Annotated in this window: 21 protein-coding genes; 13 read left to right on the forward strand and 8 right to left on the reverse strand. The window is 67.5% G+C overall.

Features of this window, described 5'->3' with window-relative positions:
• Window positions 1-19 precede the first annotated feature (19 nt).
• Window positions 20-598, forward strand: coding sequence for a shikimate kinase (locus VL15_RS29205; protein WP_230684556.1), 579 nt, complete (start codon window positions 20-22; stop codon window positions 596-598).
• A 107-nt stretch (window positions 599-705) separates the two neighbouring features.
• Here the strand turns inward: VL15_RS29205 and VL15_RS29210 are convergent, their stop codons facing one another.
• A complete protein-coding gene (locus VL15_RS29210) occupies window positions 706-1,419 on the reverse strand; it encodes a riboflavin synthase (RefSeq protein WP_048250165.1) in 714 nt (237 codons plus the stop codon).
• A gap of 209 nt (window positions 1,420-1,628) precedes the next feature.
• Window positions 1,629-3,491 carry an ABC transporter ATP-binding protein gene (locus VL15_RS29215; RefSeq protein WP_048250166.1) on the reverse strand — a complete coding sequence of 621 codons (1,863 nt, stop codon included), beginning with the start codon at window positions 3,489-3,491 and terminating at the stop codon, window positions 1,629-1,631.
• A 457-nt stretch (window positions 3,492-3,948) separates the two neighbouring features.
• Between VL15_RS29215 and VL15_RS29220 the strand changes: the two genes are divergently transcribed.
• A complete protein-coding gene (locus tag VL15_RS29220) occupies window positions 3,949-4,830 on the forward strand; it encodes a Dyp-type peroxidase (protein ID WP_048250167.1) in 882 nt (293 codons plus the stop codon).
• 81 nt (window positions 4,831-4,911) lie between these two features.
• Here VL15_RS29220 and VL15_RS29225 read toward each other — a convergent pair whose 3' ends face one another.
• Window positions 4,912-5,313, reverse strand: coding sequence for an OsmC family protein (locus VL15_RS29225; RefSeq protein ID WP_048250168.1), 402 nt, complete (start codon window positions 5,311-5,313; stop codon window positions 4,912-4,914).
• Window positions 5,314-5,410: 97 nt separating this feature from the next.
• The gene (locus tag VL15_RS29230; protein ID WP_048250169.1) at window positions 5,411-6,334 is read right to left on the reverse strand and encodes a LysR family transcriptional regulator; all 924 of its coding nucleotides are present in this window, start codon (window positions 6,332-6,334) and stop codon (window positions 5,411-5,413) included.
• 462 nt (window positions 6,335-6,796) lie between these two features.
• On the opposite strand from VL15_RS29230, the gene VL15_RS29235 reads away from it, so the two are divergent.
• From VL15_RS29235 to VL15_RS29255, 5 genes are all read left to right on the forward strand, one after another.
• On the forward strand, window positions 6,797-7,861 hold the full coding sequence (locus tag VL15_RS29235; RefSeq protein ID WP_048250170.1) for a helix-turn-helix domain-containing protein: 1,065 nt from the start codon (window positions 6,797-6,799) through the stop codon (window positions 7,859-7,861).
• Window positions 7,810-9,126 carry an Nramp family divalent metal transporter gene (locus VL15_RS29240; RefSeq protein WP_048250171.1) on the forward strand — a complete coding sequence of 439 codons (1,317 nt, stop codon included), beginning with the start codon at window positions 7,810-7,812 and terminating at the stop codon, window positions 9,124-9,126. Before VL15_RS29235 ends, VL15_RS29240 begins: the two co-directional genes overlap by 52 nt.
• Window positions 9,127-9,207: 81 nt before the next feature.
• Window positions 9,208-9,798, forward strand: a complete 591-nt coding sequence (locus VL15_RS29245) for a phosphatase PAP2 family protein (RefSeq protein WP_048250172.1) — start codon at window positions 9,208-9,210, stop codon at window positions 9,796-9,798.
• A 461-nt stretch (window positions 9,799-10,259) separates the two neighbouring features.
• Entirely contained in the window at window positions 10,260-11,048 is a 789-nt protein-coding gene (locus VL15_RS29250; RefSeq protein ID WP_048250173.1) for an SDR family oxidoreductase, read from the forward strand.
• Between the two features lie 37 nt (window positions 11,049-11,085).
• Entirely contained in the window at window positions 11,086-12,102 is a 1,017-nt protein-coding gene (locus VL15_RS29255; protein WP_048250174.1) for an NADP-dependent oxidoreductase, read from the forward strand.
• Between the two features lie 307 nt (window positions 12,103-12,409).
• Here the strand turns inward: VL15_RS29255 and VL15_RS29260 are convergent, their stop codons facing one another.
• The 4 genes from VL15_RS29260 to VL15_RS29280 all read right to left on the reverse strand — a co-directional run bounded on the left by VL15_RS29260 (window position 12,410) and on the right by VL15_RS29280 (window position 16,869).
• The gene (locus tag VL15_RS29260; RefSeq protein WP_048250175.1) at window positions 12,410-13,465 is read right to left on the reverse strand and encodes an AI-2E family transporter; all 1,056 of its coding nucleotides are present in this window, start codon (window positions 13,463-13,465) and stop codon (window positions 12,410-12,412) included.
• A 236-nt stretch (window positions 13,466-13,701) separates the two neighbouring features.
• Entirely contained in the window at window positions 13,702-14,286 is a 585-nt protein-coding gene (locus tag VL15_RS29265) for a YSC84-related protein (RefSeq protein ID WP_048250176.1), read from the reverse strand.
• A 64-nt stretch (window positions 14,287-14,350) separates the two neighbouring features.
• Window positions 14,351-14,737: a DUF883 family protein gene (locus VL15_RS29270; protein ID WP_048250177.1), complete on the reverse strand. Its 387-nt coding sequence runs from the start codon at window positions 14,735-14,737 to the stop codon at window positions 14,351-14,353.
• A 284-nt stretch (window positions 14,738-15,021) separates the two neighbouring features.
• On the reverse strand, window positions 15,022-16,869 hold the full coding sequence (locus VL15_RS29280; protein ID WP_048250179.1) for an ExeM/NucH family extracellular endonuclease: 1,848 nt from the start codon (window positions 16,867-16,869) through the stop codon (window positions 15,022-15,024).
• Between the two features lie 207 nt (window positions 16,870-17,076).
• On the opposite strand from VL15_RS29280, the gene VL15_RS29285 reads away from it, so the two are divergent.
• The 6 genes from VL15_RS29285 (at window position 17,077) to VL15_RS29310 (ending at window position 21,798) form a co-directional block, all read left to right on the forward strand.
• Entirely contained in the window at window positions 17,077-17,430 is a 354-nt protein-coding gene (locus tag VL15_RS29285) for a YciI family protein (RefSeq protein ID WP_034185206.1), read from the forward strand.
• 125 nt (window positions 17,431-17,555) lie between these two features.
• Window positions 17,556-17,978 carry a YciI family protein gene (locus tag VL15_RS29290; RefSeq protein ID WP_034185146.1) on the forward strand — a complete coding sequence of 141 codons (423 nt, stop codon included), beginning with the start codon at window positions 17,556-17,558 and terminating at the stop codon, window positions 17,976-17,978.
• A 44-nt stretch (window positions 17,979-18,022) separates the two neighbouring features.
• Complete coding sequence (locus tag VL15_RS29295) at window positions 18,023-18,439, forward strand: VOC family protein (RefSeq protein ID WP_048250180.1); 417 nt, start codon at window positions 18,023-18,025, stop codon at window positions 18,437-18,439.
• Window positions 18,436-19,704: an RNA polymerase sigma factor gene (locus VL15_RS29300; RefSeq protein WP_048250181.1), complete on the forward strand. Its 1,269-nt coding sequence runs from the start codon at window positions 18,436-18,438 to the stop codon at window positions 19,702-19,704. Before VL15_RS29295 ends, VL15_RS29300 begins: the two co-directional genes overlap by 4 nt.
• 210 nt (window positions 19,705-19,914) lie before the next feature.
• Window positions 19,915-20,337 (forward strand): rubrerythrin family protein, encoded by a 423-nt coding sequence (locus tag VL15_RS29305; protein WP_048250182.1) that lies wholly within the window; start codon window positions 19,915-19,917, stop codon window positions 20,335-20,337.
• A 123-nt stretch (window positions 20,338-20,460) separates the two neighbouring features.
• Entirely contained in the window at window positions 20,461-21,798 is a 1,338-nt protein-coding gene (locus VL15_RS29310) for a heterodisulfide reductase-related iron-sulfur binding cluster (protein ID WP_048250183.1), read from the forward strand.
• The last annotated feature ends 17 nt before the right edge of the window (window positions 21,799-21,815 follow it).

A 21,815-nucleotide genomic window follows, 5' to 3' on the forward strand; every position in this document is an offset into this window, starting at 1 on the left:
GCGATGTCGGAGGTTGAACGTGTCGTTGCTTGCTCATCTCGTCGGGCCGGGAGGCGCCGGCAAAACAACCGTCGGGGCGATCGTTGCGGATCGCTTGAACTGGCGGTTTCTCGATGTGGATCAATGCTTCCTGGCGTCGCACGGAAACATCGCCGACTTCATCCGGGACCACGGGTATACCGAATACGCAGCGCACAACGTCCGGCTATACGAGCAACTCAAACGCGATATTTCGGCGCCCACGATTTGCGCGGTTTCGTCCGGGTTCATGCTGTATCCGGCGGATGTTGCACCGACCTATTCGGCACTTCGCCGTTGTATCGAGGAGGACGCGCTGACGTCTCTCCTGTTACCCGCGTTCGACCTCGAGCGCTGCGCGAAACTTGTCGTGAGCCGTCAAATGTCGAGACCGTATCTGAACGCCAATGAAGCAGACGAGATGCGCAAGATCCGCGATCGGTTCCCTGCGTTCATGCGCCTGAACTGCAAACGGTTTGCGAGCGATGGCGCACCCGAGCGAGTTGCGGCCGACATAGCGCGCTTTATCGACGCATCGTGGTTGCCCGTCATCCGGGCGGGGATCACGAGCTACCCTTAAATTCTTCCTCTGACGTTCGACGAATCGGAACCGTGGGTCGAGGTGTTTTCCGACGGCAGCCGGTACTCGGTGATCCAGCGGATCACCTAGCCAACCGGCAGCCGTTGTTACTTCTTCGGCAGTCGCGCGACATGGCGGGCCAGCAGTTCCTCGATATCGACGCCTTTTTCTGCCAGTAACGTCGTGACGATGCCGGTCAATTCGCCGAGCGTTTCCTTGACCGATTCCCGGATCGTATCGACGACGACCTGGGTGCTTCGCTCGATCTCGATGTTGACCTTGTCGTTGACGCCCTTCGCATCGAAGGTCGTCGCGCGCCGCGTTTCGGGAATCAGCCAGATCTCGAACCAGCCTTCGTCGCGATTGACGTCCGAAACGGTGAGGCTGCAGCCGTTGATCGCGATATAGCCCTTCGCAAACACGTATCGCTTGAATTCGGCCGGCACGCCGATGCGGATCATCCGGTTGTGCTCGGACGTTGCGATGTGCAGGATGGTCCCCGGGAAGTCGACATGGCCGGACAGCGGATGTCCGCCGATTTCCGCGCCGTCCTTCGCGGCCCGCTCCACGTTGATTCGTGCGCCGGTCGACAGGTCGGCCAGCGTGGTGATTTTCAGGCTCGGCAACATCACGTCGAAGTCGATCAGTTCCGGCGAATGGATCGTCGTCACCGTCAGGCAGACGCCGTCGACCGACACGCTGGCGCCGATCTCGATGTCGTCGGTAAACCGCTCGGGGAATTCGATGCTGAAAGTGCGCAGCTCCCCGTGATCCTTGATGGCCTTGATGGCGCCTACGCCCTGGACAATTCCTGTAAACATGATCGATCCCTCGTCGCAAATTTCCTGGCCGACATGATAAGTGATCCCGGAAAAGGCGGTGCCGTGGCGCGTGGCTCAGGGGCAGCCGGCGATATCCGCAGACGAGAAAAAGGCCGTGCACGTGGCACGGCCTCGATCCGAATCCGGTCGGGTCGACACGGCCCGGCAGTGATGACCCCACCGCCGGGCCGCATCGCGACCCGCCTGCATCACGCCTCGGCCGGTTCGCCGAGCGGCCCGGCGTCATCGTCCGCGGTGCGCCGCGGCGAATCGGCGAGCCCCTTCGCGAGCTCCAGCGCCTGCCGCTCGAACAGCCGGCGGTAGATGCCGCCGTCGATGCGGATCAGCGCGTCGTGACTGCCTTCCTCGATCACCTTGCCGCGATCGAGCACGAGCAGCCGGTCGAGCGCGCGCACGGTCGACAGCCGGTGCGCGACCACGAGCGTCGTGCGGCCGACCATCAGCCGCTCCATCGCCTGCTGGATCAGCAGCTCGCTTTCGCTGTCGAGGCTCGACGTCGCTTCGTCGAGGATCAGGATCGGCGCATCGGCGAGGAACGCGCGCGCGATCGCGACGCGCTGGCGCTCGCCGCCCGACAGCTTGATCCCGCGTTCGCCGACGAGCGTGTCATAACCGTCCGGCAGCGCGACGATGAAGTCGTGCGCGCTGGCGAGGCGCGCGGCGCGCTCGATGTCCGCGCGGCTCGCGTCGGGGCGCGCATACGCGATGTTCTCCGCGAGCGTGCGGTGGAACAGCACGGGCTCCTGCTGGACGATCGCGATCTGGCCTCGCAGCGAATCCTGCCGCACGCGCGCGATGTCCTGCCCGTCGATCGTGATGCGGCCGCCCGACACGTCGTACAGGCGCTGGATCAGCTTGATGAACGTCGTCTTGCCCGACCCCGAGTGGCCGACGAGGCCCACGCGTTCGCCCGGCGCGATCCGCATCGAGAAGTCGTCGTACAGCGGCACCGGATGGTTGCCGTAGCGGAACGTCACGTGCTCGAAGCGGATCTCGCCTTGCCCGATCCGGATTGCCGGCGCGTCGGGACGATCGTCGATGCCGAGCGGCTGGCGTTCGAGCGCGACGAGTTCTTCCATGTCGTTGACCGAACGCTGCAGGTTGCGGATGTGCATGCCGACGTCGCGCAGGTAACCCTGCAGCATGAAGAACATCGTCAGCGCGAACGCGATGTCGCCGACGCTCGCCTCGTTGTTCGCCCACAGCCGCAGCGCGACGCCGATCATCGCGGCCTGCATCGCGACGAGCATCGCGCCCTGCAGCCCGCCGTTGAACGTGCCGCGCACCCACGTGCGGCGCGTGCGCTGGCGCCACTTGCCGATCACGCGCGCGAGCCGCGCTTCCTCGCGCGTTTCCGCGCCGAACGCCTTGACGACCGCGTTGCAGCTCACGGCGTCGGCGAGCGCGCCGCCCATGCGCGTATCCCACAGGTTGCCGAGCCGCGCGGCCGGCGCGACGATGCCGAGCGACACGGCGACCGTCACCGAGATGTACAGCAGCGAGCCCACGCCGACGACGAGCCCCATCACGGGCCAGTGCGTGCCGAGCAGCACGGTTGCGCCGACCAGCATCGTGACCGACGGCAGCAGCGCGATCAGCACGGTGTCGTTCAGCAGGTCGAGCGCCCAGATGCCGCGCGTGATCTTGCGCACGGTCGAACCCGCGAAGCTGTTCGCGTGCCAGTCGGTCGAGAAGCGCTGCACGCGGTGGAACGACGCGGCGGCGATCTCGCTCATCATCTTCAGCGTGAGCGTGATGATGTTCAGGTAGACGCCTTGCCGCAGCAGCGTCGCGCCGATGCCGAGCGCGGCGAGCGTGCCGAACGCGGCGACGGCGGAATGCCACGCGGCGGCGCGGTCGGTCAGGCCGATCGACAGCGCGTCGACGAGGCGGCCGGCGAACAGCGGCGTGAGCACGTCGGCGAGTGCGGCGAGCAGCGCGAACGCCGCGACCGTGGCGATGCGGGCCGGCTGCTGGCGCCAGTAGCGGAAGGTGAAGCCGAAGACGGCCTGGAATGCATGGCCGCCCAGTTGGGTGGTTTTTCTGGTCATGTATCGTTGCCCGGCGCATCGCGCGACGGGACTTTCCGGTTCGGAGAACGTCGAAAACGCAACAGCCGGAGCCGCGCTGAAAACGCGGGCGGAACGAAACGGGCTGTCGGGAAAAAGCGCGGCTGACGGGTCAGCGGAAAACTCGGGAGCCGGCGCGGACGGCGGGCTGGATCAGCTACGCCGTGGGACCACGTTCGGGAAGGTTGCTGACATTCGGAACATCTGCACCTCCCCTGAAGTGAACGGTTGAAAGGACGCCGAAAAGACGTGTAAAGATTCTATCAGTACTGTCCGGCGCGCTGCAACGTCCGACGAATGCGGCGTTGCGGCGTCGATACGGTTAGTATTCAGGGTTTCGGCCCTGCTTTCGCGGGCTGTCCGCGGCGGGGCCCCGGCATGACGAGCGACCCGCGACGCGGCCCTCGCAGATTCACCACGAACCATTCCTGAGGAAACGATGAGCGACGTTCAGCAAGGCATCCTGGCTCCGATCGATACGGCGGCCCGATACCTCACTTTCACGATTTCGAATGACGGCAATGTGGCGGCGGCACTCGCCGCGTTGCGCGAGATCGTCGACGGGCGCGATACGGTCGTCGGTTTCGGACAGGCGCTGGCGGCGCACCTCGGGCGCCCGGTTCCGGGCCTGACCGATTACCCGGCGTTCGCGGTGAAGGACCGCACGCTGCCGGCGACGCCGGCCGACGTATGGGTCTGGCTGCGCGCCGACGACCGCGGCGAGATCGTGCTGCGTGCGCGGGCGATCGAACGCGCGCTGGCGCCGGCGTTCGCGCTGCAGGACGCGGTCGACGGTTTCCGCTATTCGAACGATCGCGACCTGTCCGGCTACGAGGACGGCACCGAGAACCCGACCGGCGACGACGCGCTCGACGCGGCGATCGTATCGGGGCAGGGCGCGGGGCTCGACGGCGCGAGTTTCGTCGCGGTGCAGCAGTGGCTGCACGACTTCGACCAGATGGAGCGCATCCCGTCCGGCGACATGGACAACATCATCGGGCGCCGCCGTTCGGACAACGAGGAACTCGACGACGCGCCCGAGTTCGCGCACGTGAAGCGCACCGCGCAGGAAAGCTTCGAGCCCGAGGCATTCATGCTGCGCCGTTCGTCGCCGTGGTCGGACGCGCGCCGCGCGGGCCTGTACTTCGTCGCGTTCGGCTGCTCGTTCCGCGCGTTCGACGTGCAGATGCGCCGGATGAGCGGCGCGGATGACGGCATCGTCGACGGCCTGTTCCGTTTCACGCGGCCGCTGACGGGCGCGTATTTCTGGTGCCCGCCGATGAAGGGCGGCAAGCTGGATCTGTCGGCGCTCGGGCTGTAAGCGCCTGACTGCATCGAAGGACGGGCGGGCCGCGCATCGTGCGCGGCCCGCCCGTTTTGTTTTGCGCGTGGCGATCGCGCGTCAGTTCAACGTCGTCTCGATCCGCGTACCGCGCTTGATGAACTGCGTGACCGGCGTCTTCTCGCAGATCTCCGCGAGGCGCTGGCGTTGCGCGTCGTCGAGCGGGCCGTCGAGCGTCACGACGCGGCGCACGTATTGCACGCCTTCGCGATCGGCATGCAGCTCGGTGCGCACGTCGATGCGCGCGGCCGGCCACGACTTGCGCTGCATATACATCCGCAGCGTCGCGGCCGTGCATTGCGCGAGACCGGCGAGCACGAACTCGTACGGCGCCGGCCCGCGGTCCTGGCCGCCTTCGCGTGGGCCTTCGTCGCCGGTCAGCGCGTGCGTGCCGGCCTGCAGCTGGACGACGTAGTCGGGCGCGTCGGCATCGAGGACGGCAGCGGCATGGATGAGCGACATGGCAAGTCTCCGGTAAGCGGTAAGAAGGCGGCAGGCGCTGCGTGGCAGCGCAAAGCCGTCAGCATAGCGTTTCGCCCGGAACGGCGTCCGCAGCGTGCTACGCGTCGGCGGCGCCGGCGCTGCTGCGCACGAGCGCGGCGATGCGTTCACGCACCCACTGGTGCGCGCGATCGGTATCGCGCGATTCGTGCCAGTACGCGAGGAGCGGGAACGGCTTGATCCGCAGCGGCAGCGGCCGCACGACGATCGGCAGCAGCGCGACCATCCGCAACGCATAGGTGTGCGGCAGCGTGACCAGCAGGTCGCCGGTCGCCGCGATCTGGCACGCGGCGAAATAGTGCTGGCAGGTGAGCCGGATATCGCGGAAGCGTCCGTCGCTGCCGAGCAGCACGTCGAGCGATTGCGGTCCGCCGAACGACGACACCGCGATATGCTGCGCCGCGAAATAATCGCCGCGCCGCAGCGCGTCGCGCGCGAGCGGATGATCGCGGCGCAGCGCGACGACGAGCGAATCGTCGAGCAGGTGTTCGGTCGCAATGCGCGGGCCCGTCTGCACGCGACGATCGACGACGAGGTCGAGATTGCCCGATGCGAGTTCGCGCTCGATGTCGGGCACCGCGATGCGGCGGCTCACGAGCCGCAGGCCCGGCGCTTCGTCGGCGAACGCGGCGACGATCCGCGGCAGCGCGATCGATTCGAGCACGTCGCGAATACCTACCGCGATGCTCAGGTCGAGCGTCGCGGGATCGAATGCCGACGGGTCGCGCGCGGTGCTCTGCAGGCCTTTCAGGTGCAACTGCACGTCCGCGATGATCGAACGGGTGCGCTCGGTCGGCACGACGCGGTTGCCCTGGCGCACGAACAGCGGATCGTCGAAATGCGCACGCAGCCGGTTGAGCGCATGCGTGACGGCCGGCTGCGTGAGATGCAGCGCACGGGCGGCCGCGCCGATGCCGCCGTGCACGTAGACGGCGTCGAGCACGCGAAACAGGTTCAGGTCGAGACGGTGATCGGCGGGCACGGGGCGCGGGCGGGGTGGTAAACGGTGGATCGATTCTAAAGGATGCGCAGGCAACGGATGCGCGGGCTTTCATGCACGGCGATCGATGGCGTTCGCTGCATGTCGATGCCGTTCGAACCGATACGCGCTGCGACACAATGCGGCCCGCGATGCATGACGGTCGCAACAATCGGCCGCGTCGAGAAGCACGATTCTGTGCCGGCATACCGGCGGCCCGTGACAGCCTGTAGTAATCCGCCATCATGCTGTCCCCGTCGGCCATTTCGCGCCAAAGGCGTGACCCGTTCGGCTAAGATGCCGTCGCTTCATATTTCGGGATAGCCGTCCTGTCGCGCGCATTCAAACCAAATATAAGCCTGACAGTTCGACGGTATTAGAAGAAGTCGAAACAAGTCGGGGGCTTGGCCAGTGAATGCAGCAGATCAGAGGTGGGTCGTTATCTATTTGAGTACGGGGTTTTCGTTGGCCCAGGCCGCGCGTCTTGGCGAGGCTTTCAATCTGGCGAATCGCCTGCATGCGTTCAGTGCGGATTACCAGTTGAAGTACGTATCCGAAAGCGGGGGACTGTTGCAGTCGTCGTCCGGCGTGAGAATCGCCGCCGATCCGCTCGGCGACGAGCACAGTCGCCGTGCGCTCGCGTTCTTTCATCTTCACGGCGACCGCGCGGCCGTCAACTGGGATGACGCATTGCAGCGGCGCCTGACCGACATTCGGCATCATGCGCGCTGGATCGTCGACGCGATGGACTTGCCCGCGCTCGCGGCCACGCAGCGGCCGTCGGCGGCGATCGACATGCGGCCCGGCCGCGCCGGGCGCCGTGCGGCCACGACGATCGAACTGGAGGCCGGCGAAACCGACGTGTTCGCCGCCGCGCTCGACATGTTCCGCGACGATCTCGGCGACAGCGCCGCGCGGGAGATCGCCAGCAACATGTTGCGGCCGGTCGAGCAGCGCTATGCGCAATCGATGTGGGCGTTCCGCGAACTGAGCGCGAGCCCGTCGATCCGGATGTCGGCGCAGCGGTTGCGCGCGCAGAGCGTGAACCGCATCTCGATCGCGAACGCCGCGCAGGCTGCCGCGATGAGCGAGCGCAATTTCCTGCGGCGCTTCAAGAAGGAGATCGGCGTCACGCCGACCGAGTTCGTCCAGCACGTGCGGCTCGAGCGTGCGTGCCACATGCTGATCCACACAACGCTGCCGGCCGACAAGGTCGCGCGCCGCACGGGGTTCGGCAGCGGCGAGCGGCTCGCGAAGCTGTTTCGCCAGCGCCTGCTGATGTCGCCGACCGAATTTCGCGTCGCCGAGCGGGACAAGATCCTCGCCCACGGCGCCGCGTTGCGCGATGCGGACGAGGAGCCTGCAGCCGCGTTTTGTGTGGGCGACGAGACGCGTTGCGCCGCATGCGCCGACGCGCGCGAGAAAACGGGACGGATACCCGTAGAATCGTCGTGTCGCGATCTCGATCCCCGGTTTCCATGCCCTTCCTCCCCACTACCGCCACTGCCCCTTTCTGCCCGTCGGAAGTAAAGGGCAGCATCACGATCGACGCCGGCGCGCCGCGCTGGCAGAAGCTCAAGCGTTTCTTCGGCCCCGGCCTGCTCGTGGCGATCGGCTACATGGATCCCGGCAACTGGGCGACCGACATCCAGGCCGGCTCGCAGTTCGGCTATTCGCTGCTGTGGGTCGTCGCGTTCTCGAGCCTCGCGGCGATCTTCCTGCAGATGCTCGCGGCGCGGCTCGGCCTCGTCGCGGGCAAGGATCTCGCGCAGGCCAGCTACGACCGCTACGGCCGGCTCGGCCGGATCGTGCAGTGGGTCACCGCCGAAGTGTCGATCATCGCGTGCGACATCGCGGAAGTCCTCGGCTGCGCGCTTGCGTTCAAGCTGCTGCTCGGCGTGCCGCTCGCGTGGGGGATCGTGCTGACCGCGCTCGACACGTTGATCGTGCTCGGGCTGCAGGGCAAAGGCTTCCGGCAGATCGAGGCGATCGTGCTCGCGCTGATCGCGACGATGGCGTTCTGCTTCGTCGCGCAGGTCGCGATCACGCCGCCCGACTGGCACGCGGTGGTCGGCGGGCTCGTGCCCGGCGATCCGGGTCACGACCGCAAGGACGCGATCGTGCTCGCGCTCGGCATCGTCGGCGCGACGATCATGCCGCACAACCTGTATCTGCATTCGTCGGTCGTGCAGACGCGGCATGTCGTCGGCGGCGCGCGCGGCGTGGTCCGCGACACGCTCGCGCTCGTGCGCATCGATACCTGCGTGTCGCTGTTCGTCGCGATGCTCGTCAATGCGGCGATCCTGATCGTCGCGGGCGCGGCGTTCCATGCGACGGGCCAGCACAACGTGACCGACATCGAGCAGGCCTACAAGCTGATCACGCCGATCGCGGGCGGCGCGGCCGCGCTGCTGTTCGGCATCGCGCTGCTCGCGTCGGGGCAAAGCTCGACGCTGACCGGCACGATCGCCGGCCAGGTGATCATGGACGGCTTCCTGCATACGAAGATCCCGTGCTACCAGCGCCGGCTGATCACGCGCGGGCTCGCGCTCGTGCCGGCGCTGATCGGCGTGCTGTGGCTCGGCGACGGCTCGGTCGGGCAATTGCTCGTCTGGAGCCAGGTGCTGCTGAGCCTGCAACTGCCGTTCGCGATGTGGCCGCTGATCCGGTCGGTCAGCGATCGCAACACGATGGGCGCGCACACGATCGGCCGCGGGATGCGGGTCGCCGCGTGGGCGCTGTTCGCCGTCATCACCGGTACGAACCTGCTTTTGATTACCGGTGTCGCGGGCTGATACAGCCTGAAACAGGCTGACACAGACGCACGGCGCGCATACGGTAAACTGCGGCCTTTCGACAGCTGTCCGAAGTCCGTTATGTGGAGTGACATCAGCAACATCGGCGATGCCGCGCTGACCTTGCCGATCGCGCTGACGTGTGCGGCGTGGCTGGCGCTGACCGACTGGCGCCTCGCGGTCCGCTGGAGCGTGCTGCTTGCCGCTGGCATGGGTCTGGTCGGCGCAACGAAGATCCTGTATGCCGGTTGCGGCATCGAACTCCCGCAATTCGATTTCCGCGTGATCAGCGGCCACACGATGCTGTCGACGTCCGTGTGGACGGTCGCACTGTCGATGCTGTGGCAGGCGTTCCGGCCGGGGAAGGCGCCCGGCATCGCCGCCGGGCTGGCCGTCGGCGCGATCACGGCGGTGGCGCGCGTGTTCGATCACTCGCACACGATTCCGGAAGTCGTCGTCGGCTGGATGCTCGGTGCGCTGGTCGCGCTGGTGTTCCTGCGCGGCTATGACGGTGCGCGTCAGCGCGCGTTCTCGCCGCGCGTCGCGGCGGTCTGCCTGCTGCTCGTGTCCGGCATCGCGTACGGGCACCGTGCGCCGTTCCAGCAGATGATCGACACGCATTCGCCGCAGCTCTGCGCGTTCGTGCGCGCGCCGTCGGGCGACGGATTCTGACGGTTGTTCGTTTCGGCGACGGGGATGCCCGCGCTGCTGTGGGGTTGCCGGCGATCGCCAGGCAATTGCCCGATTCCTCTTTCCGATCGCTTCCCGTCCATCGCGGAACGCAACGTTCGTTATCCCCCTGAGTTAAACAACCGGCCGATTCGCGGGATCGGCCGCACCGGCTTGCGTATTGCTGCGGGCGTGCGAAGGTCATGAACAGAATCTATGACCGGGCATAACGATTATTCATTTCATCGATTGGCGGCATTCGCGTACGCTGGCTGTCGTTCGACCGGCGGCCGGCTGCCCGGCTTGCCCGGCGCGCGTCACGTTCGTCTCGATATACTTGAGGAAACCGTCAGGCACCTCGTCACGACGAGGCGCCGTCAACCGGCATCTGTCAGCCGGGATACGCACGGAAAACCCGTCGCGGCAGCGTTGCGCGACGACGATTCACGATAGGAGCAGGTTCCATGACAGTCGTTTCTTCGCGCCTCGCAGGCAAGTGCGCTTACATCACGGGCGCCGCGGGCGGCCTCGGCCGCGCGATCGCACGGCGGATGGTCGAGCAGGGCGCACGCGTGTTCGTGACCGACATCGCCGAAGCAGCGGTGCTCGACGCATTCGCACAGGAACTCAACGCGAGCCATGCGACGCCGGTCGCGTTCGCCGCGACGCAGGACGTGCGCGACGAAGCGCGCTGGCAGGCGCTGCTTGCGCAGGCGACCGATGCGATGGGCGGGCTGTCGGTGCTCGTCAACAACGCGGGCGTCGGCTCGATCGGCTCGCCCGCGCAAATCGAGCTGGACGAGTGGCGGCGCGTGATGGCGATCAACGTCGAGAGTATCGTGCTCGGCTGCAAGCATGCGCTGTCCTACCTGGCCGAGAGCCATCCCGCGTCGATCATCAACATCTCGTCGGTCGCCGCGTTCAAGGTCGAGCCGGATTTCACCGCGTACAACGCGTCGAAGGCGGCGGTCGCGTCGCTGACGAAGTCGGTCGCGATCGACTGCGCACGCCGCGAGATCGACGTGCGCTGCAACTCGATTCACCCGGCGTTCATCCGCACGGGGATCGTCGAGCCGCTGTTCCAGACGCTCGGCGAACGCGACGCAACGCGCAAGCTCGCACGCGGCATTCCGCTGCGCCGGCTCGGCGAGCCGGACGACGTCGCGCATGCGGCCGTATATCTCGCATCCGACGAGAGCCGCTTCGTGACGGCCGCCGAACTCGTGATCGACGGCGGCATGTGCGCGGTCTGACGCGCATCCCGCACAACAACTACCGGAGGAGAACATCGTGTCGACACCCGTGAACCGCCAACTGCTGCTGAAGACGCGCCCGGAAGGGCGGGTCGGCCGCGAACACTTCTCGTTCGTCGAGACGCCGGTGCCGGCGCTCGCGGACGGCGAGGTGCTCGTGCGCGTGCAGTACCTGTCGATGGACCCGACCAACCGCGTGTGGATGAGCGACGTGCCGCAGTACCTGCCGCCCGTCGCGATTGGCGAGGTGATGCGCGCACTCGGCATCGGGCGCGTGGTCGCGTCGCGCCATGCCGGTTTCGCGGAAGGCGATCTCGTGCAGGGGCTGGTCGGCTGGCAGGACTACGCGGTCGTGCCGGCCGACCAGGCCGCGCAGCTCGTGAAGCTGCCCGCGCAGTCGGGCCTGCCGCTGCCGACGCTGCTCGGCGCGTGCGGGATGAGCGGGCTGACCGCGTACTACGGGCTGACCGACATCGCGCCGGTGCAGCCCGGCGAAACGCTGGTCGTGTCGGCGGCCGCCGGGTCGGTCGGCTCGATCGCCGGGCAGATCGGCAAGATCCACGGCGCGCGCGTGGTCGGTATCGCGGGCGGGGCGGACAAGTGCCGTTACCTGACCGAGACGCTCGGCTTCGATGCGGCCGTCGACTACAAGGCCGACGATTTCCGCCAGCAGTTGAAGGCGGCGACGCCGGACGGCGTGCATGTCAATTTCGAGAACGTCGGCGGCGAGGTGATGCGCGCGGTGTTGTCGCGGATGGTGATCGGCGGGCGTGTCGCGTTGTGCGGCGTGATCTCGAACTACAACAGCGGGCGCGCGGCCGACGACGTCGGCGTGCTGATCTCGAAGCGGCTGACGATGCGCGGCTTCCTGATCCTCGATTACCGCAAGAGCCGCGAAGCCGTGCAGACGCTCGCGGGCTGGTTGCGCGACGGCCGGCTCAAGGCCGAGGAAACCGTGGCCGACGGTCTCGAAAACGCGCCCGATGTGCTGAATCGCCTGTTCGACGGCGACCATCGCGGCAAGCTCGTGCTGCGCGTCGATCCGGACGCGTGATCGGCCCGCGGCGCGCGATGCCGGCCACGGGTTGCCGTGAAGGGTTGTCGAACGCGGTGAGTTCGATCAAACGGGCCTCAGTTTAGGACTTGTCCCATATATTGTCCCGGCCTCTCTCCCTAAAGTGATAACCAGCAAGCAGGCGGCGTGACAGACGCGTCACGCCGCCTTTTTTTCTGGTCACGCGGCAAAGGAGAGGGAACATGCGGAGCAATGCGAAGCGGGCAGCATCGGCGGCGATGCGCAAGCTTCCGCACGTGCGTGGACCGCCGGCAGCCGAGTGCGTGGCACGCGGCCACGCGGGGTGTCATTCGACCTGTTCGGCGCGCGCGTAGATGTCCCAGCTCGCCATGAACAGTGCGGCGACGAGCGGCCCGATCACGAAGCCGTTGATGCCGAACAGCGCCATCCCGCCGAGCGTCGAGATCAGCACGACCCAGTCGGGCATCTTCGTGTCCTTGCCGACGAGGATCGGACGCAGCAGGTTGTCGACGAGGCCGATCACGCCGACGCAGAACGCGACGAGGATCGCGCATTTCCAGATCTCGCCGGTCGCCAGGAAGTAGAGCGCAGCCGGTATCCACACGAGGCTCGCGCCGATCGCGGGCAGCAGCGACAGGAACGCCATCAGCGCGCCCCACAGCACGACGCCCTGGATGCCGAGGATCCAGAAGATCAGCCCGCCGAGCGCGCCCTGCACGAGCGCGACCGCGATGTTGCCTTTCACGGTCGCGCGCACGACCGTCGTGAACTTCGCGAGCAGCAGGTTCTTGTGCTCCTCGTCGAGCGGCAGCGCACGGCGCACGCGGCGGCCGATCTCGCCGCCGTCGCGCAGCAGGAAGAACACCATGTACAGCATCACGCCGAAGCTGACGATGAACTGGAACGTGTTCTGGCCGATGCTGAACGCCTGGGCCGCGGCGAACTGGCTGATCTGCGCGGCGCCGTCGGCCAGCTTCTTCTGGATGCCGGGGATGTTGGTCAGCCCGTATTTCGCGAGCAGGCGCTGGATCGAGGTCGGCAGCGCGTGGATGATGTCCTGGAAGTACTGCGCATAGTTCGGCTGCGCCGTCTTGAGTTCCTGGTAGACGTAAGCGATTTCCTGGACGAGCGTGCCGGCGACGAACACGAGCGGCAGGATCACGATCAGGATGATCAGCGTCATCGTCACGAGCGCGGCCAGGTTGCGCCGCTTGCCGAAACGCGCGGCGAGCCAGCGCTGCACGGGCTGGAACAGGATCGCGAGAATGGTGCCCCAGAACACGGCGCCGGAGAACGGCGCGAGAATCCCGCACATGCCGACGGTGACCGCGAACAGCAGGAAATAGAAGAACTTTTGGTGGTCGTGGTGTCCGCTATCCATGGGTGGCATTTGCGCAGATTGATGCTTGGTTTGATTGAATCTCGTTGCCCGGGGCGCGATCGGCTCGCGAACGTCACGGGTTCGCGGCGAAACGCATCGCAGGGGCGGCCCAACCGGAGTATGCCCGCAAAGGTGCCGCCATCATAGCCGCTGCGCACGACCCATGCGAAAACGCCGCGGCCGGGGCCGCGGCGCTGCCGGGAAGCGGGCACGGCCGACGGCCGCGCGCCGCGTCGTCAGATATCGAGCCGGGTGACCTTGGTGCCGTTCACCGACAGGTCGCCCATCAGGCCCGCGTTGGTCAGCACTAGCACCTCGACCGGCGCGGTGGCCGTGGTGGTATCGACCGCGCCGTTCGCACCGACCTTCACGACCGCAACCGATGCGTCGGCGCCGGCGGCCCAGCCGTCCGACTTGCGGAACGAGTCGAGTGCATCCTGCGTCATGAACAGGAACACGATCGCCTTCGACTGCGCGCCGGCCTGCAGGCCGACCGACAGCGACGACGTGTTGTAGTAGCCGACGGTGCTGCCGCCGACGCGCAGCGCGCCGTTGCCGGACTGTCCGCCGACGATGAAGCCGGCCTGCAGCACGTTCGGGAACACGAGCACGCCGCGCGATTTCCCGACGAGCTCACGCGAACCCGGCACCGTCGAATAGAGGCGCGACAGCGTTGCGTTCACGCTGGCGTCGATCGACTGGCGCTTCGACGCGCTGGTCGACGCGTTTTCGGGTTTGTCGGGCGTGGTCGTGCAGCCGGCGAGCGCGAGGCTGCCGAGCATCACGGCGGCGGCGGCTTTCATGGCGAGAGATTTCTGCATGGCGATTCTCCTTCGTTGTCTGATTGAGGACGGACGGTGCGGGCAGCGGGGCGGCCGGCGCCGTTCAACGGCGGGCAAGGAGCAGGCCCGCAACGAATGCGAGGCCCGCGACGACACCGGCGGTTTGCCACGGGTTGTCGTGCACGGCCTGCGACACGCGTTCGGCCGAATCGCGCAGCCGGGCGGCCGCGCTGCCCGGCGCGTGGTCGAGCGTGCTGCGCGCTTCATCGAGCCGGGACTGCACACGCTTGCGCAGCGCGGCGATATCGCCGTCGCCATCGTTTTTCAGCAGGTCTTCCAGTTCGTCGACCAGCCCGCGCAGATCGTCGGTCACGTCGGCGTGCAGGTCACGAGCGGCCGAGCGCGTCGTGCGGCCCACGCGCCGGCCGGTGCGCCGGATGTCGGACAGGCCCCGGTCCAGCTTGTGTTCGATCGAGTCGGTGAGTGCCATGGTGTTTATCCTCCTTCGATTCAAGGCTAATTTGAAGATAAGACGAATCCCAGCAACTAGTGTGATTCACTTGATCCGATTGAGTTTCGAGACAAATTTTCAATTCGTCGGCAGGATCGCCGCGAAGCCCTGTCGCGCGGGGCGGCGCAGCGGTTGAAAAAATTTCGCAATCGGGCGAGTCGGCGTATCGGGCAGCGATACGAAATGAATGCACGGTAAATATGGCGTCGCCAGGGTCGTCAGGTAAATAGTGCCGTTGCACGCGTTGTGCTGATGCAAATGCACTAGTCCACGCTGTTTCGGGGAGCACGGTTCGTGCCCGAGGCCGGCCCGGTGCCGCTGTCGTCAAGCGCGACGTCGACGATGACGGGATCGTGATCCGAAGAGCGGTACGCGTCGGGTGCGTAGTAGGACGACCGTTGCGCGGGTGTCTTGTAATCGGGCACGGATTGCAGTGCAACCGGTTCGTCGGCGTTGATGTGCCAGATGTGCACGGCTTTCACGCGCGCGGCGAGCGTCGAGGTGGCGAGCGCGTGGTCGAGGCTGCCGGCTTCGCCGCGAAATACGTAGCTGTACGCAGCATCGCCGACGAAGCGGGTGACCAGGTTCGCGTAGCCGCGCGATTCGAACGCGCGGACCGGATCTTCCTTCGCATAGCTGTTCAGGTCGCCGATCAGCAGCACGCCGTCGGCCGCGGCACCCGTCGGCGACATAGCGAGCCAGTCGGCGATGCGCGTGGCGGCCCGCGTGCGTGCCGCATTCCAGCAGCCCTGGCCGTCGGACTGGTCGAGGTCGGGGCCGGTGGCGTGCGGGCAGTTCTTCGACTTCAGGTGATTGACCGCGACGGTGAACGCGCGCATGCCGCCGATGCGCCGGAACGTCTGCGCAAGCGGCGGGCGGTGCCGGCGGCCGAGCGAGACCGTGGCGGCGCGCCCGACCGGCTCGACCGTGCGGCTGTCGTACAGCAGCGCGACCGCGATCGCATCGCGGCCGAGCCGCGCGGTGCCGGGATCGACCGCGCGCCAGCCGTCGCCGAGTTGCGCGGCGAGACGCCGCACGGCGCTCGCGTTGCCGTAGCCGTTGTTCTCGATTTCCATCAGCCCGATCACGTCGGCGCGCAGCGCACGCAACGCGGCGACGATCTTCGCTTCCTGCCGCACGAACACGGCGTGCGTTTTCGCGCCGCGGTTGGTCGGCGTGTCGAATCCGCCGCCTTGGCCGTCGCCGTTGAAATAGTTGAAGACGTTGAAGGACGCGACGCGCACATCGGCGCCGGGATGCCGGCCCGGCGCATCGGTACGCGGATTCGCGGCGGCGTCGAACACCGGTGCCGCGCCGGCTGCCGGTTGCAGTCGCCACGTGTCGTAGCGCAGTTCGAGCACGCCTTCGACGCCGCGCACCGTGTAGCCCGCGCGCAGCGTGTTGGCGGCGCTCAGCGCGGGCGGCGGATAACGGACCGTCGCGGGATCGCGGCGGTTCGAGCCGTCGTCGAGCACGATGCGGTTGCGCGCGTTGGCCGCCGCATGCGCGGCGGCTTCGGCCGGCGGCGCGACCTGGGTCGGGATGCGCAGCCGGCCGTTGCTGAGCACGACGCTGCCGTAGCGGCCGAGTTCGTGGGTATCGCTGACCGTCAGCGTTTGCGGCAGGCGCACCCGCATGCCTTCGTGCGCGGCCAGCACGGCCGGGGTGGCGACCGGCAGCGTGAGCGTCGCCGGCGTGACCGTCTGCCCGCGTGCGCAGACGGCGATGCCGCCCGACAGCACGAGCTGCGTGCGGCCGTATCGGTCGTCGGCCCTGCCCGTGAGATGCACGAGATCGCCGGCGTTCGCACGCACCTTCGGCGCGTACACGAACAGGCCTTCCGGGACGCCCGGCCGATGCCGCCGCTGTGCGTCGGCCTGCTGGACGAAGAAACCGCCGAGGCCGTCGGCGCCGCCGAACGCCGCGGTGACGACCGCCTCGATCGAGGTCGTTTGCCCGGCCAGCGGCGACGGGCCGCGGGCGCTGCGGAGGTCGGCGATGGCCGTGGTCGCGCCGCCGCAGCCGGCGCTGACCGGCAGCGCAGCCGCGGCCGGCAGGAAGGAGAGGGCGAGCGATAGCGCAACGGCAAGCGACGGAAGCAGGCGTGACATGGGCGGGTCCACTGGAAGAAAATCCGACAGTTCGGGAAGGCATCTTGACGGCAAAATCTCGGGAAGCGGCGGAAATGGCCGTCCGGCCAGTTCCGGATGGCTAACGATGCAGGCAGGCCCTGCCGCGGCTGTTACGCTTTCGCATCGGGTGTCGCACGCGGATCGCGCAGCGAACGCTGCCGCACCCCGTCCCCAGAGGAGAAGCCCATGTCTTACATGCTGTTGATTGTCGAGCCGACCGACCAGCGTGCCGAACGCACGCTCGACGAAGGGCAGGCGCTGTACGCGCGGATGGTCGATTTCGCCGAGACGCTGAAGGCGCGCGGCGTGCTGCGCGGCGTCGAGTCGCTGGAGCGCTCCGAGCGCGGCACGCGCGTGCAGGTGCGCGACGGCGAGACGCGCCTGCTCGACGGCCCGTTCGCGGAAGCCAAGGAGATGGTCGGCGGCTTCTTCCTCGTCGACGTCGACACGCGCGAAGAAGCGATCGAGATCGCGCGCCAGTGCCCGGCCGCGCAATGGTGCACGGTCGAGGTGCGCGCGGTCGGCCCGTGCTTCCTGTGAATGCCGTGACTCGGTATTTACCCTGATTCGTCGCGGCGCGTGTCGATTCGGCCGGGTGCCGCCCGTCGTCAGGATAAGGCGCCGATGAACGGACGCCTCCTGCCACCGACGACAAGGAGTGAACGATGCGATTCATGATCATGATCCGGGCGAACGCCGTCAGCGAATCCGACGCGTTGCCGGACAACCGGCTGGTCGAGGCCATGACCGTTTATCACGAGGAACTGGCGAACGCCGGCGTGCTGCTCGATGCGAACGGGCTGCGGCCGAGCGCGCGCGGCTGGCGCGTGCGCTACACGGGCGGCAAGGGCACGGTGGTCGACGGCCCGTTCGCCGAAACGAAGGAGCTGATCGCCGGCTATACGCTGATCCAGGTGCGTTCGCGCGACGAGGCGCTCGAATGGACGCGCCGGTTCCCCGCGCCGTTCGGCGCCGAGATGGATTGCGAGATCGAGGTGCGGCCGCTGTTCGAACTCGACGACCTCACGCCGAGCGACGCGGTCGAGCGGTTCCGCGAACTCCACGTCGGCCGCGGCAACACCGCCTGAATTCTCGCCTGAAGCCTGAATCCATTCCTACCGGAGTACCCGTCATGCACAAAATGGTTTTCATCAACCTGCCCGTGACCGACCTGCCGCGCTCGAAGGCGTTCTACCAGGGGCTCGGCTTCGAGGTCGTGCCGGCCTATACGAACGACCAGGCCGCCTGCATCCGCATCAGCGACACGATTTTCGCGATGTTGCTCGTGCGGCCGTTTTTCCAGACCTTCACCGACAAGACCATCGTCGATCCGGCGACGCACGTGCAGGCGTTGTCGTGCCTGTCGTGCGAAAGCCGTGCCGAAGTCGACGAAGTCGTCGCGAAGGCGCGCGCGGCCGGCGGGTCCACGCCGCGTCCGCCGCTGGAGTATCCGGGCATGTACGGCCACGGGTTCGCCGATCCGGACGGCCACACGTGGGAGCTGATGTACATGGAGCAGGACGCGACCGCGCAGGGGCACGCGTCGTGACGCGTGAGGCGACGCATCGTGCGATCGAAGCGGTCTGGCGGATCGAGGCGCCGAAAATCATCGCGCGCGCCGCGCGTGTGGTGCGCGACGTCGGCGTGGCCGAGGAGCTGGCGCAGGACACGCTCGTCGCGGCGCTCGAGCACTGGCCCGTCGACGGCGTGCCCGACAACCCGGCCGCGTGGCTGATGACGGCCGTGAAGCGTCGTGCGCTCGACCGCGTCCGGCAGGAGTCGCTCCACGCGGCGAAGCGCGACCAGCTCGGCCACGAGATGGACGCGCTCGAAGCGCATGTCGTTCCCGATATCGCCGATGCACTCGCCGATGCGAGCGACGACGACTTCGGCGACGACCTGCTGCGGCTGATCTTCACGTCGTGCCACCCGGTGCTGTCGACCGATGCGCGGGTCGCGCTGACGCTGCGGCTGCTCGGCGGGCTGACGACGGGCGAGATCGCGCGCGCGTTCCTGACGCCCGAGCCGACGATCGCGCAGCGGATCGTGCGCGCGAAGCGCACGCTCGCGGCGGCGCGCGTGCCGTTCGAGGTGCCGGCCGCCGATGCGCGGCCCGCGCGGCTCGCATCGGTGCTCGAAGTGATCTACCTGGTGTTCAACGAAGGTTATGCGGCCACCGCCGGCGACGACTGGACGCGTCCGGCGCTGTGCGACGAGGCGTTGCGGCTCGGCCGCGTGCTGGCCGGGCTCGCGCCGGACGAGAGCGAAGTGCTCGGGCTCGTCGCGCTGATGGAGCTGCAGGCGTCGCGCATGCATGCGCGCACCGATGCGCAGGGCCGGCCCGTGCTGCTGCTCGACCAGGACCGCAGCCGCTGGGATCCGCTGCTGATCCGGCGCGGTCTCGCGGCGCTCGAACGGGCGACGAAGCTCGGCGGCGTGCGCGGGCCGTATGCGCTGCAGGCCGCGCTGGCCGCCTGCCATGCGCGCGCGCGGCAGGCGTCGGACACGAACTGGGCGCAGATCGTCGCGCTGTACGACGCGCTCGCCGAAGTCGCGCCGTCGCCCGTCGTCGAGCTGAATCGCGCGGTGGCCGTGGGCATGGCGTTCGGGCCGGCCGCGGCGCTCGAACTCGTCGACGCGTTGCGCGACGATCCCGCGCTCGTGCGCTATCACTGGCTGCCGAGCGTGCGCGGCGACCTGCTGGCGAAGCTGGGCCGCACCGACGAGGCCAAGCTCGAGTTCCGCCGCGCGGCGGAACTGACGCGCAACGAACGCGAACGCGAATTGCTGCTCAGGCGCGCGACGGATGCGTGACGCATGAGCCGCGCGCTGAACCCGCCTGCCCGACGACCCCCGCTTTCCGCCCGGCACTATCGCCAGCATTGAAAAAGCCTATTGGGGGATGCGAACGCGAGCGCCTAGATTAAAGAGCGCGATGCGCGCGCCCCGGCAAACGCATCGTTCCCCACATACATCATCGGCCCGGCTTCATACGCGGCCGCGCCGACTCGCACGGAGGCGCAAATGGCTCAACTCAAGGGCAGCAAAACCGAAGAGAACCTGAAGGCCGCATTCGCGGGTGAATCGCAGGCGAACCGGCGCTATCTGTATTTTGCTTCGAAGGCTGACGTCGAAGGGCAGAACGACGTCGCCGCGCTGTTCCGCTCGACCGCCGAAGGCGAAACCGGCCATGCGCACGGCCATCTCGAATATCTGGAAGCGGTCGGCGATCCGGCAACGGGTTTGCCGTTCGGCTCGTCGCGGCTGAATCTCGAAGCGGCGATCGCCGGCGAAACGCACGAATACACCGACATGTATCCGGGCATGGCGAAGACGGCGCGCGACGAAGGCTTCGACGAAATCGCGAACTGGTTCGAGACGCTCGCGAAGGCCGAACGCAGCCACGCGAACCGCTATACGAAGGCGCTGGACAGTCTCGTCGACTGACGGGCCGCCGCGGGCCGCACGGCACGTGCCGGGTGACCGGCCAGCGGCAGGCTGTTCGTTCATCGCTGCCCGCAGCGCGCGGGCGGCGCGCTCGCGCGCATGCGCGCCACGCTGGAGCGCCCCATGCCCCACAAGGAAGGCAGTCTCGAAGCCCCGACCCGGCATCCGCTCGACTGGCAGTCCGATGCGTTCTACGACCAGGACGCGATCGATGCGGAAATGACGCGCGTGTTCGACATCTGCGCCGGATGCCGGCGCTGCGTGTCGTTGTGCGGCGCGTTCCCTACGCTGTTCGATCTGGTCGACGACACGCCGATGGGCGACATCGAGGAAGTGCCGAAGGAGGCGTTCGGCAAGGTCGTCGACCAGTGCTATCTGTGCGACCTCTGCTACATGACGAAATGCCCATACGTGCCGCCGCACGCATGGAACGTGGACTTCCCGCACCTGATGCTGCGCGGCAAGGCCGCGCGCTACCAGCGCGGCGAAGCGTCGCTGCGCGACAAGGTGCTGTCGAACACCGATGCGCTCGGCCATTTCGCGGGCATCCCGATCGTCACGCAAACGGTGAACGCGGTGAACCGCACGCCGCCGGCGCGGCATGCGCTCGAAGCGGCGCTCGGCGTCGATCGCAACGCGTGGCTGCCGGAGTTCGCGCCGCGCAAGTTCCGCCGCGCCGCGAAGCGCTCGGCCAACCCGCCCGTGCGCGACGGCGAACGCACGCCCGGCAAGGTCGCGATCTACGCGACGTGCTACGTGAATTTCAACGAACCGGGCATCGGCCACGACCTGCTCGCGATTCTCGCGCACAACGACATCCCGTACGAACTCGTCACGCGCGAAGCCTGCTGTGGGATGCCGCTGCTCGAGCAGGGCAACCTCGCGGGCGTCGCCGCGAAGAAGGCCGTGAACATGCCCGTGCTCGAACGCTATGCGCGCGAAGGTTATGCGCTGATCGGCGCGATCCCGAGTTGCGTGCTGATGTACAAGAGCGAACTGCCGCTGATGTTCCCCGGCGATGAAACCGTGCGCGCGGTGGCCGACGCATTCTGGGATCCATTCGAATACGTGATCGCGCGGCATCGCGACGGATTGCTGAAGACCGATTTCAAGACCGGCCTCGGCACCGTGTCGTATCACGTGCCGTGCCATGCGCGCGTGCAGAACATCGGCCGCAAGACGGCCGACGCGCTGTCGCTCGTGCCCGATACGCGCGTGAATGTCGTCGAGCGTTGCTCGGGCCATGCGGGCACGTTCGGCGTGAAGAAGGAATTCCATGCGGACGCGATGCGGATCGGCGCGCCCGTGTTCAAGGCGATGGCGGAGCCGAAGCCGGATTTCGTGTCGTCCGACTGCGCGCTCGCCGGCCATCACATCGTGCAGGGCATCGACGAGAAAGGGCTGCCGTCCGCGCCGCTCGCGCATCCGCTCACGCTGCTGCGCCGCGCGTACGGCATCTGAGCCGATGCCGGCCGACC

Source organism: Burkholderia cepacia (assembly GCF_001039005.1).
Classification (GTDB): domain Bacteria; phylum Pseudomonadota; class Gammaproteobacteria; order Burkholderiales; family Burkholderiaceae; genus Burkholderia; species Burkholderia theae.